At 72.7% G+C, this 10,526-nt stretch carries 11 protein-coding genes and 1 pseudogene; 4 read left to right on the top strand and 8 right to left on the bottom strand.

What is annotated here, in order from left to right:
• Window positions 1–190 precede the first annotated feature (190 nt).
• A complete protein-coding gene (locus tag ACZ4M5_RS34305) occupies window positions 191–1,546 on the top strand; it encodes a S1 family peptidase (RefSeq protein ID WP_467742956.1) in 1,356 nt (451 codons plus the stop codon).
• Window positions 1,547–1,651: 105 nt separating this feature from the next.
• On the opposite strand, the gene ACZ4M5_RS34310 is transcribed toward ACZ4M5_RS34305, so the two are convergent.
• From ACZ4M5_RS34310 to ACZ4M5_RS34330, 5 genes are all read right to left on the bottom strand, one after another.
• Complete coding sequence (locus ACZ4M5_RS34310; protein ID WP_398107476.1) at window positions 1,652–1,837, bottom strand: hypothetical protein; 186 nt, start codon at window positions 1,835–1,837, stop codon at window positions 1,652–1,654.
• A gap of 215 nt (window positions 1,838–2,052) precedes the next feature.
• The gene (locus ACZ4M5_RS34315) at window positions 2,053–2,748 is read right to left on the bottom strand and encodes a L,D-transpeptidase (RefSeq protein WP_467742958.1); all 696 of its coding nucleotides are present in this window, start codon (window positions 2,746–2,748) and stop codon (window positions 2,053–2,055) included.
• Window positions 2,749–3,048: 300 nt separating this feature from the next.
• On the bottom strand, window positions 3,049–3,963 hold the full coding sequence (locus tag ACZ4M5_RS34320; RefSeq protein WP_467742960.1) for an SDR family oxidoreductase: 915 nt from the start codon (window positions 3,961–3,963) through the stop codon (window positions 3,049–3,051).
• A gap of 89 nt (window positions 3,964–4,052) precedes the next feature.
• Window positions 4,053–4,682, bottom strand: a complete 630-nt coding sequence (locus ACZ4M5_RS34325; protein ID WP_467742962.1) for an MBL fold metallo-hydrolase — start codon at window positions 4,680–4,682, stop codon at window positions 4,053–4,055.
• On the bottom strand, window positions 4,682–5,767 hold the full coding sequence (locus ACZ4M5_RS34330; protein ID WP_467742964.1) for an S-(hydroxymethyl)mycothiol dehydrogenase: 1,086 nt from the start codon (window positions 5,765–5,767) through the stop codon (window positions 4,682–4,684). Before ACZ4M5_RS34330 ends, ACZ4M5_RS34325 begins: the two co-directional genes overlap by 1 nt.
• Window positions 5,768–5,931: 164 nt before the next feature.
• On the opposite strand from ACZ4M5_RS34330, the gene ACZ4M5_RS34335 reads away from it, so the two are divergent.
• Window positions 5,932–7,686, top strand: a complete 1,755-nt coding sequence (locus ACZ4M5_RS34335) for an ABC transporter ATP-binding protein (RefSeq protein ID WP_467742966.1) — start codon at window positions 5,932–5,934, stop codon at window positions 7,684–7,686.
• A 58-nt stretch (window positions 7,687–7,744) separates the two neighbouring features.
• On the opposite strand, the gene ACZ4M5_RS34340 is transcribed toward ACZ4M5_RS34335, so the two are convergent.
• Entirely contained in the window at window positions 7,745–8,032 is a 288-nt protein-coding gene (locus ACZ4M5_RS34340) for a hypothetical protein (RefSeq protein WP_369192854.1), read from the bottom strand.
• A 173-nt stretch (window positions 8,033–8,205) separates the two neighbouring features.
• On the opposite strand from ACZ4M5_RS34340, the gene ACZ4M5_RS34345 reads away from it, so the two are divergent.
• Entirely contained in the window at window positions 8,206–8,571 is a 366-nt protein-coding gene (locus ACZ4M5_RS34345; RefSeq protein ID WP_467742968.1) for a nuclear transport factor 2 family protein, read from the top strand.
• 23 nt (window positions 8,572–8,594) lie between these two features.
• Here ACZ4M5_RS34345 and ACZ4M5_RS34350 read toward each other — a convergent pair whose 3' ends face one another.
• Entirely contained in the window at window positions 8,595–9,692 is a 1,098-nt protein-coding gene (locus tag ACZ4M5_RS34350) for a CU044_5270 family protein (protein ID WP_467742970.1), read from the bottom strand.
• The gene (locus tag ACZ4M5_RS34355) at window positions 9,682–10,251 is read right to left on the bottom strand and encodes an RNA polymerase sigma factor (protein WP_467742972.1); all 570 of its coding nucleotides are present in this window, start codon (window positions 10,249–10,251) and stop codon (window positions 9,682–9,684) included. The genes ACZ4M5_RS34350 and ACZ4M5_RS34355 overlap by 11 nt, the downstream gene beginning before the upstream one ends.
• Between ACZ4M5_RS34355 and ACZ4M5_RS34360 the strand changes: the two are divergent.
• Window positions 10,250–10,526 (top strand): annotated as a pseudogene (locus tag ACZ4M5_RS34360) (hypothetical protein); the annotation flags it as partial. The gene ACZ4M5_RS34355 and the pseudogene ACZ4M5_RS34360 overlap by 2 nt on opposite strands.

The following is a 10,526-nucleotide window of genomic DNA, read 5'->3' on the forward strand; positions in this document are numbered from 1 at the left end:
CCTAGGGGCCGTGCGACCACCGGGCAGCGCGGGAACGGGCCGTGCCGGGGAGGGTGGGCGCGTCGCGGTGCCGAAGAGATCACGCGCGCGGTGAACGCGGCGCGGTCGCGCGCCGTATGGGTGGAGGGCGTTCAACTCCGGGAGCGGCCTGCGGTGTTCGCACCGTGATGTTCGGGTTCGGGAGCCATGCATGAGGCACGCACGACGACGGGTCGTCCGGCGAGTGACACGGCTGGCGGCCGTCGGCGGACTCCTTCTGGGAGGAGCGATGGTCACGAGCGCCGTGGCGAGCGAGCCGCCGGACCCGGTCATCGGCGTCCCGTACACGGCACCGCCGGCCTCCGGTGACGGCACCGGTCTCGCGGCCCGGCTCGGAGCCTCGCGCACGGGGGGCAGCTGGGTCGACGCGGCCGGGCGGCCGGTCGTCGCCGTCACCGACGAGAAGGCGGCCGCCGAAGTCGAACGGGCAGGCGCGCGGGCGAAAGTGGTCCGCCACAGCTTGAACGACCTCAAGTCGGCGACGGCCACGCTGCGTTCGGCGCCCCGGGTGCCCGGCACGTCCTGGGCGCTGAACTACAAGCGCAACCAGGTCGTCGTACGGGGCGACAGCACCGTCACGGCCGCCGCCTGGGACCGGCTGACGAAGGTCGCGGAGGGCATCGGCGGCTTCGTGCGCATGGAGCGCACCGAGGGCACCTTCACCACGCGGCTCAACGGAGCGCAACCCATCCTGTCGACGGCGGGGCGCTGTTCGGCCGGGTTCAACGTGACCGACGGCACCAGTGACTACATCCTCACGGCCGGGCACTGCGGGCCCGACGGCTCGATCTGGTTCGCCGACGACCGCGGCCGCAGGCAGGTCGGCACCTCGCTCAAGGGCAGCTTCCCGGGCGACGACTATTCCTTGGTCAAGTACGACGGCGGCCGGGCGGGCAAGGGCGCGGACGTGGTGGCGGTGGGTGACGGCAAGGGTGTGCGCATCACGGGCGTCGCCGATCCGAAGGTCGGGCAGAGGGTCTTCCGCAGCGGCAGCACCAGCGGGCTGCGGCAGGGGGAGGTGACCGCGCTGAACGCGACGGTCAACTACCCCGAGGGTACGGTCACCGGGCTCATCGAGACGGACGTGTGCGCCGAGCCGGGTGACAGCGGCGGCCCGATGTTCGCGGACGGCATCGCGCTCGGTGTGACCTCGGGGGGCAGCGGGGACTGCGCCGCGGGGGGCACGACGTTCTTCCAGCCGGTGACGAAGGCGCTGACCGAGCTCGGCGTCAAGCTGATCGTCGCCGAGCAGGCCGGCGGCGCCGGTGCCGCCCCCGCGCCCTCGGCGTCCTCGGCTCCCCAGGGCGCCGCCTCCCCCGGCACCTCGGCACCGATCACCGGTGAGACGGTGTCGACGCTGCTGAGCCGGCTCACGGACCCGCGCAACGTCGGTCCCGGTCTGCTGGTGATCGCGGGCAGCCTCGTCGCCCTGGTGGCGACTCGGTTCATCCGGGCGGAACAGGACCGCAAGGCCTACCGGCGGCACTACTCGGCGACTTGGGGGTGACGGCCGCGGACATGCGAAAGGGCACCCATCGGATCAAGGGTGCCCTCGGCCGAGGAGCCGGTGCGGCCGGTGATGACCGGCGCGCCGACGGGGACCGGGTGGCGGTCAGGCCGCCGGCGCCGACTGCGGGGCCGCTGCGGCCCACTCCAGGACGAGCCGCTGGTACTGCTCGCGCTGCTCGACACTCAGTGTCCCGCCCGACCGGCGCCACAGGGCCCGGATCTCCTCGTTGACCTCGTCAGCCGATCGCTCGGATGATGATTCAACAGTGGTGGACATGCTGTGAAGCATACGTCGCCTGACGTGAAGGCGAGGTGAGTAATCCCCAGCTAAATGGACATTTCAGACAGTGTCACTGATCACGTCCATCTGCCGGTAAACGTGAGGCTGTTCACATCATCCGCCTGCGAGTGCCCTTCCCCGGCCGGGAGTCCACTGCGGATCGCGCCTCAGCCGACCCCGGCCCCGCCCCGGCATCGGCATCGGCATCGGCATCGGCATCGGCATCAGGTGCCCGGCTTGCGGCCGTAGACGTAGACGTCGTCGCCCTTCTTCAGCAGCGACCAGTACTTCTTGGCGTCGGTCTTGGTCATGTTGACGCAGCCGTGCGAGCCCGGCGGGTTCCACATGCTGACGCCGACCGAGTGGAAGGCCTGGCCGCCGTCGAAGAACTGGGAGTAGGGCATCGGCACGTGGTAGATCGACGAGACGTGGTCGATGTTGCGCCAGTAGATCTTCTTCAGGCCGGTGCGGGTCTCGTAGCCGTCGCGACCGGTGCGGACCGGGACGGGGCCGTAGACCAGCTTCTTGCCGTCCTGGATCCAGCTCAGCTGCAGCGTGAGGTTCACGCAGGCGATGCGGCCCTTGTTCACCGGGCACTTGCCGTCCTTGTTGGGGTTCGTCCCGACGGCCTTCTGCTTCTGCATCAGGTCCATCACACCCCAGGTGACCGGACCGGCGTAGCCGGCGTTCGGGGAGATGCCGTGTTTCGTCTGGAAGGCCTGGATGGCCTTGCAGTCGGTGGCGGACTGCTTCCCGTCGACCGGCCGGCCGAGGAACTTCTCCACCTGCTTCTGGTACGGGCCGGCCTGCGTGGTGCAGCTCGCGGCCTGCGCCGGCGCGGCGCCGAGCGCGAGCGTGAGCGGCGCCACCAGTCCGGTGATCCCGAGTGCGACGGCGCCCCGTCTGCGTACGTCCCCCATGAGTGGTCCTGCCCTTTCGCGGAAGTGGTCACATGGTTGCGATCCCTGCCCTCTAGACGGGTGGACGGGCGGTTCGGTTGTACGGCGGGGGGCGCTGGAACCGATCGGTGACATTTCACACGGGCCCGAGACGGCGCACGGGCGAAGTGGACGAGCGCAATGGCCGTCGAAAGGTGCGCATATGCGCTTACGGCGCGGGCGCTCGCCCCGCACGGGGACCACGGGCGGACCACGGAACCGGAGCGGACAGCCCCGGGCCGCCGGGAGGGGTGACGGCGGTGTCCCGGGCCGGTGGGCCGGTCACCGGTACCCGGTCGTGTCCGCCGGTTTGCCCGGGTCCTGGACCTCGACCAGGTAGCGCCAGGCGTCCGGGCGGCTGCCGTCGAGGTCGGTGAACCCGTAGTCGCGGGCGAGACCGCCGCTGGAGAGGGACCGGCCGTTCAGGCGTGCCACGTCCGGGTCGGCGGCCAGGGCGGCCACGGCCCGGCCGACGTAGCGGGGGGTCTCGGAGATGGCGAAGTGGGGTTCGCGTTCCAGGGCGTCGCGCCAGTTGTCCTCGCTCACCCCGAAGGCGTCCAGCATCAGCTCCGAGCGCATCCAGCCGGGGGTGAGGGCTACGGCGGTGGCGCCGCGCGGGCCGAGTTCGTGTCCGAGGGCGAACGCCATGCGCAGGACGGCGGTCTTGGCGAGGTCGTAGAAGAAGTTCACGCGGTAGTGGTCGCGGTTGTAGTCGGCGGTGCCGTCGGTGACCTCGACGACCAGACCGCCGGGGTGGCGCAGCAGCAGGGGCAGCGCGTGATGGCTGGTGACGGCGTGCGTCTCGACGGCCAGGCGCAGCAGACGCAGTCCGTTGTCGAGGTCGTGCTCCCACAGCGGGCTGTCCCACTCGAAGAGCTTCTCCCCGCCCCAGATGTCGTTGACGAGGACGTCGAGGCGGCCCTGCTCCCGCGCGATGCGGTCGACCAGGGCGCGGACCTGGGCCGGGTCGAGGTGGTCGGCCGGGACCGCGATGCCCTGCCCGCCTGCCGCGGTGACCAGGTCGGCGGTGTCCTCGATGGTCTCCGGGCGGTCGTACTCCGAGCGGCGGGCCCGGGTGGTGCGGCCGGTGACGTAGACGGTGGCTCCGGCCGCGCCGAGTTCGACGGCGATCCCCCGTCCCGCTCCCCGGGTCGCCCCCGCGACCAGTGCGACCTTGCCCTCCAGCTGAACCGGCATGTCCGGCCTCCCGTGTCCTCGACTGTGTGCCGCGTCCAGGGTGACGGGTAAGCCGGACATCTTCTGTCGCCTTTTACGGGGACACGCGGTCAGTGGCCCCGGGTGATCCATTCCTGGAGGCGGGGGGCCTCGGCGCCGATGGTCGTCGAGTCGCCGTGTCCGGTGCGCACCGTCGTCTCGGGCGGCAGGGTGAGCAGCCGGTCGCGGATGGAGTCGATGATGGTCGGGAAGTGCGAGAAGGACCGGCCGGTGGCGCCGGGCCCGCCCTGGAAGAGGGTGTCGCCGGTGAAGACGGTGCCCAGTCCGGGGTCGTGGAGGCAGACGGCGCCGGGTGCGTGCCCGGGTGTGTGGATCACGCGCAGGTCGGCGCCGCCGGCTTCGATCACCTGGCCGTCGACGAGCCAGGCGTCCGGCTCGCGGTCGGGGTGGGTCTGCTTCCACAGCGGCAGGTCGTCGTGGTGCAGCCAGATGGTGGCGCCGGTGCGGTCCGCGAGCGCCGGGGCCGCGTCGATGTGGTCGTTGTGGGCGTGCGTGCACACGATGGCCGTCAGCCGGCGGTCGCCGAGGGCCGCGAGGATGGCGTCGGCGTCGTGGGCGGCGTCGATGACGACCGCCTCGTGGTCGTCGCCGACGATCCACACGTTGTTGTCGACGTCCCAGGTGCCGCCGTCGAGGGTGAACTGCCCGGAGGTGACGAGGTGTTCGACGCGTGTGGTCATCACAGCACCACCACCGAGCGCAGCACGTCGCCGTGGTGCATCCGCTCGAAGGCCTTCTCCACCTCGTCGAGCTGAATGGTCTCGGTGACGAACGCGCCGAGGTCGAGGCGCCCTTGCAGATGCAGGTCGATCAGCATGGGGAAGTCGCGGGAGGGCAGGCAGTCGCCGTACCAGGAGGACTTCAGGGCTCCGCCGCGGCCGAAGACGTCCAGCAGGGGCAGTTCGAGCTTCATCTCGGGGGTGGGGACGCCGACGAGGACGACCGTGCCGGCCAGGTCGCGGGCGTAGAAGGCCTGCCGGTAGGTCTCGGGACGGCCGACGGCCTCGATGACGACGTCGGCGCCGAAACCGCCGGTCAGTTCGCGGATCGCCTCGACGGGGTCGGTCTCGCGGGAGTTGACGGTGTGCGTGGCGCCCATGGACCGGGCGGTCTCGAGTTTGCGGTCGTCGATGTCCACGGCGATGATCGTCCGCGCTCCGGCCAGGTGGGAGCCGGCGACGGCCGCGTCGCCGACGCCGCCGCAGCCGATGACGGCGACCGAGTCGCCGCGCCCGACGTTGCCGGTGTTGAGGGCGGCGCCGATGCCGGCCATGACGCCGCAGCCGAGCAGTCCGGCCACCTGCGGGGCGACGGCCGGGTCGACCTTGGTGCACTGCCCGGCGGCGACCAGCGTCTTCTCGGCGAAGGCGCCGATGCCCAGGGCCGGGGACAGCTCGGTGCCGTCGGTCAGGGTCATCTTCTGCTGCGCGTTGTGGGTGTCGAAGCAGTACCAGGGCCGGCCGCGCAGACAGGCCCGGCACTTCCCGCACACCGCACGCCAGTTGAGGATCACGAAGTCGCCGGGCTCCACGTCCGTGACGCCGTCGCCGACCGCCTCGACCACGCCCGCGGCCTCGTGGCCGAGCAGGAAGGGGAAGTCGTCGTTGATGCCGCCCTGCTTGTAGTGCAGGTCCGTGTGGCACACCCCGCAGGCCTGGACGCGGACGACCGCCTCTCCCGGGCCGGGGTCGGGCACCACGATCGTCTCGATCCGCACCGGTTCGTCCTTGCCGGGCGCGATCACACCGCGTACTTCCTGGGCCATGGTGCTGACTCCTTCGTCGGCCGGGTTCGTTCCGTTCCGACCCTACGCGCGACTGATCGGCAAGGGGCGCGGATCGGCCTCCCCCGGTCCCGGGGAAACACCAGGCCGGCCGGGTCGGCGCCGACGTAGCCTGAACCGTCCGTCCGAGGCGCCGAAGGAGCGACGTGAGCATCGCAGAGACCGGGACCGCCGTACCGCCGTGGCGGCTGCTGCTCGGATACGTCCGGCCGCACCGCTGGTCCCTGCTGGCCGGCGCGGTGCTCTCCCTGGTCACCGGGGCGACCGGGCTGCTGCTGCCGCTGGTCGCGCGGGGGCTCATCGACGACCTGTCGCACGAGCGGGACGTCACCGGGGCGCTGCTGGCGATGTCCGCGCTGGTGATCACCAACGCGGCGCTGGGTGCGCTGGGTTCCTACGTGCTGCAGCGCACCGCCGAGTCGGTGGTGCTCGGCGCGCGCCGGGCGCTGTCGTCGTACCTGCTGCGGCTGCGGGTCGCCGCGGTGGACCGCAGCGAGCCCGGGGACCTGATGGCCCGCATCACCTCCGACACGACCCTGCTGCGCTCGGTGACGACGAACTCCCTGGTCGGCCTCGGCACCGGTGGCCTCACGCTGGTGGCGACGGTGGTGATGATGGGCCTGGTGGACGCCGTGCTGCTGGGGGTGACCCTGGCCGTGATCCTCGGCGCGGGCGTGGTGCTGGGGGTGATCGTGCCGCGCATCAACCAGGCGAGCCGGCGGGCACAGGACGCCATCGGCGTCATGGGTGCCTCGCTGGAGCGCACCCTGGGTGCGCTGCGCACCGTCAAGGCCTCCGGCGCCGAGCACCGCGAGGAGGTCACGCTGCACGAGGCCGCTCGGGAGTCGTGGCGGCAGAGTGTGCGGGCCGCCAAGTGGTCGGCGGCCGCGGGCAACACGGCGGGGCTGGCCATGCAGATCGCCTTCATCACGGTGCTCGCGGTGGGCGGCGCACGCGTGGCGACCGGAGCCGTCGACGTGGGCACGCTGGTGGCCTTCCTGCTGTACGTCTTCTATCTGATGTCGCCGATCCAGCAGGTCGTCGGCGCCGTCACGCAGTACCAGACGGGCGCCGCGGCCCTCACCCGCATCCAGGAGGCGCTGCGGCTGCCCGCCGAGCCCGCCGCCGCGTCCGCTCCCCTGCCCGGCCCGGACACCCGGCCCGCCGCCGTCGCCTTCGAGGACGTCCGCTTCCGCTACGCCGACGACCTGCCCCTCGTCCACCACGGAGTGACGTTCACCGTGCCCGCGCAGGGCATGACGGCCTTCGTCGGCCCGTCCGGCGCCGGCAAGACCACCGTCTTCTCCCTGATCGAGCGCTTCTACGACCCCGAATCCGGCGTGATCACACTCGACGGGCGTGACCTGGAGGACTGGGAGTTGCCCCGGCTGCGGGCCTCGATCGGCTACGTGGAGCAGGACGCGCCGGTGCTGTCGGGGTCGCTGCGGGACAACCTGCTGCTGGGCCATCCCGACGCCGACGAGGACGCCCTCGCGCGGGTGCTGAAGACGACCCGGCTCGACGGGCTGGTGGCCCGGCTGCCGGACGGGCTCGACACGCTCGTCGGGCACCGGGGGACGAAGCTGTCCGGCGGGGAGCGGCAGCGCGTCGCGATCGCCCGCGCGCTGCTGCGCCGCCCGCGGCTGCTGCTGCTCGACGAGGCGACGTCACAGCTGGACGCGGTGAACGAGGCGGCGCTGCGCGACACCGTCGCGGACGTGGCGAGAACGACGACGGTCCTGGTCGTGGCCCACCGGCTGTCGACCGTGACCATGGCCGACCGGATCGTGGTGATGGACGCCGGCCGGGTCCGCGCCGTGGGCACCCACCGCGAACTGGTGACCGCCGACCCGCTGTACGCGGAGCTGGCGGCGACGCAGTTCCTGGCGGCGGCGGACTGAGCCCGGACGCACGCGAGGGCCGCCCCTGCTGGGGGCGGCCCTCGTCGGCACGCGGCCGTCAGCGGACGTTCGGGAGGAACCCGAAGACCGGGGAGACCAGACCGACGACCTGGTTCAGCTGGTCGAGGTCGTTGAGACGGTTGAGTCCGGCCAGCTGCGAGGAGGGCCGCAGGATCTCGTCCTTGTGCTCGGCGGGGATGTCGCTCACGGCCAGCGAGTCCAGGGTGGCCATGGGGCTGAGCGGGCTCTTGGCTCCCGTGTCGGCCGCCTGCGCCATCGGCGCGGCGAGACCGGTCACCCCCGCGGCGAGACCAACGGCGGCGACGATACGTCGTGTTGAGATCATGCCTGTCGCAACGCGGACGGGTCCCCCGCGGACACGGGTGCACCGCTCCCCTCACCCGTCAGGCCCAGCGCTCCCCGGGCTTGCCGCGTGCGCCGCGCGGGAGGAGGCTCGAGGTGGGAAGGCCCCACGCGGCCCGCCTCCGACCGGGCCGCGGCCCTGCCGAGGAGGTCATCATGGGCACGTCGACAGACTCCGCCTTCGACCGGGAGACACTGCGCCGGGGCCTGGAAGGCGGCACCCCGGACATGCTGATGTCCCTCTACTCCGACGACGCCGAACTGCGCATAGTCGACCGGACGGCCCAGCCCAGTCACCCGAAGGTCCTGCACGGCCGGGAGGAGATCGGCCGGATGCTGGAGGACGTCTACAGCCGCGACATGACGCACCGGCTGGAGCACTGCGTCATCCAGGGCGACGAGGCGGCGTTCAGCGAGAGCTGCGAGTACGCGGACGGTGTGCGTGTGCTGTCCGAGTCCATGCTGTCGCTGCGCGACGGCAAGATCGCGGAGCAGACCCTGGTGCAGGCCTGGGACGAGTAGCCGGCGGCGGAACCCCCGGGCCGTCAGCGCATCCAGGCGCTGTAGGACATGACGGCCCCCTCCCGTACGCCGTACCGCGGGTCGGGGGCCGTCAGGGTGCTCTCCAGGCCGAGCACGGCTCCGGTCGCCGGGTCGAGGATCAGCATGCGGCGCACGCCGCGCGCGTCGTTCACGTACGCCTGGCCCCGCCGCCCGAGCCGGTCGGTCACCTGCCCCACCGGGCGCAGCCCGCCGGTGTCCCGCAGGAGCCGGACCAGGGCGGCGTTCTCCCGTTGGCCGAGGGTCCAGTGGTCCAGCACGGTCGCCACCGCGTCCAGCACGTCGGGCGTGGTGAGCGGCGTGTCGGTGAAGCGGACCTCCGTGAGGTAGGCCCGCAACCGCTCGGGGTCGTGGGGCGGGGGTGAGTGGGGCGGCGCGTCGCTCCAGCTGGGCGGGTAGGTCCGGTCGAGCAGGACGTGGCCGTCCCCGGCGCGTCGCGGCTCACCGCCCTCGTCCGAGAGGACGGGGCGGCCGGGGTGTTCCGGGCCGGTCTCGACGACGAGTTCGGTGTGGCTGCCGTCGGGCCGCCAGCGCACGAGCCGCTCCTCCGGCAGGGTCACCGGAGGTGCGTCCGGCGACATGCCGAGGCTCCAGGACCGTACGTGGGTGCCCTTGCGCAGCCGGGGCGCGCCCGTGGCCCCGATCGCGGCGGAGGCGCGCTCGGCCAGCCGGTCCAGGGGCAGGGCAGCGGAGCCGGTCTGGACGACCAGCGGCCGGGGCGCGGCGACGGCGGGCGGGGTGCCCGGGCCGCTCAGCACGAGGGTGAGGGTCAGGGCGGTCACGACGGCCGTGGCGAGCAGGCCCCAGGCCAGTGAGACCGGGCCGGTGGCGGGCAGCCACCCGTGCCGCCGCGTCGCGCCGGACCGCGCCGGGGGCGCTGCCGCCCACCGGCTCGGCCCCGGCCGGGCGCGGCCCAGGCCGGGCAGCCGCAGCCACGGGTTCCGCCGGAGCCCGGACGGCCTCTCCCCCAGCAGTTGCTCCAGGCGGCGCTCGGCCCGCTGGTCCAGGGGTCCGTCGCCGAAGCGGGAGCCGTCGGCCGGCATCGGGTCGGCGCCACGCAGGAGATCGAGTTCATCGGCCACGGCGGTGCTCCTCGGGAACGGTCACACGCGGGTGCTCGGGGGTCGGGGTCGGGGTCGGGGGGCGCAGGCGGTCGATCTCGGCTCTGAGGCGGCGCCGGGCCCGGTGCAACCGCATCGCCGCCGCCCTGCTGCCGCAGCCCAGGGCGACGGCCACCTCGTCGATGCCGAGTTCCTCCCAGGCCGTCAGGCGCAGCACCTCCTGGTCGGCGGCGGAGAGCCGGGCGAGGGCCTCGTGCACCCAGGCTCCCGGGGTGTCCGCCTCCGGGCCCGCCGTGATGTGCCGCCGGTGGGCGGTGTCGTCGTTGCCGAGCCGGTCGAGCAGCCGACGGCGGCGCCCGTGCCCGCGGACGGCGTTCGCCAGGCAGTTGCGTGCCACGCCGTACAGCCAGGGCAGCGCAGCGGCCGGGAGGTCGGCCCGGCGGCGCCAGGCGACCGTGAACACCTCCGCCACCACTTCCTCCACCTCACCGGCCCGCCCGTCCAGCCGCCGCGCCACATAGCGGCTGACCGCCCAGTAGTGCTCGCGGTAGGCAGCGGCGAAGACCTCGTCGTCGCTCATGTCCCGTCCGTGTCCGGCACGTCCTCGATCGTCACACCCGGTTCCCGTGACGTTCGTCGCGCCCGTGCAGTGTGACCTCCGGCCGGGGCGCGGACACAGGCGGGGCATGAGGCATCTCAAGTGGCTGACGACCACGGATCACAAGACGATCGGCACGCTGTACCTGGCCACGTCGTTCGCGTTCTTCGTCATCGGTGGCGTGATGGCGCTGTTCATGCGCGCCGAGCTCGCCCGGCCTGGTCTGCAGATCATGTCGAACGAGCAGTTCAACCAGG

It is taken from the genome of Streptomyces sp. NPDC026246 (assembly GCF_055567995.1).

Bases quoted from the DNA above. Each gene is read 5' to 3' on its own strand.
- ACZ4M5_RS34305 (WP_467742956.1), top strand. From the start codon at position 191: ATGAGGCACGCACGACGACGGGTCGTCCGGCGAGTGACACGGCTGGCG.
- ACZ4M5_RS34310 (WP_398107476.1), bottom strand. From the start codon at position 1,837: ATGCTTCACAGCATGTCCACCACTGTTGAATCATCATCCGAGCGATCG.
- ACZ4M5_RS34315 (WP_467742958.1), bottom strand. From the start codon at position 2,748: ATGGGGGACGTACGCAGACGGGGCGCCGTCGCACTCGGGATCACCGGA.
- ACZ4M5_RS34320 (WP_467742960.1), bottom strand. From the start codon at position 3,963: ATGCCGGTTCAGCTGGAGGGCAAGGTCGCACTGGTCGCGGGGGCGACC.
- ACZ4M5_RS34325 (WP_467742962.1), bottom strand. From the start codon at position 4,682: ATGACCACACGCGTCGAACACCTCGTCACCTCCGGGCAGTTCACCCTC.
- ACZ4M5_RS34330 (WP_467742964.1), bottom strand. From the start codon at position 5,767: ATGGCCCAGGAAGTACGCGGTGTGATCGCGCCCGGCAAGGACGAACCG.
- ACZ4M5_RS34340 (WP_369192854.1), bottom strand. From the start codon at position 8,032: ATGATCTCAACACGACGTATCGTCGCCGCCGTTGGTCTCGCCGCGGGG.
- ACZ4M5_RS34345 (WP_467742968.1), top strand. From the start codon at position 8,206: ATGGGCACGTCGACAGACTCCGCCTTCGACCGGGAGACACTGCGCCGG.
- ACZ4M5_RS34355 (WP_467742972.1), bottom strand. From the start codon at position 10,251: ATGAGCGACGACGAGGTCTTCGCCGCTGCCTACCGCGAGCACTACTGG.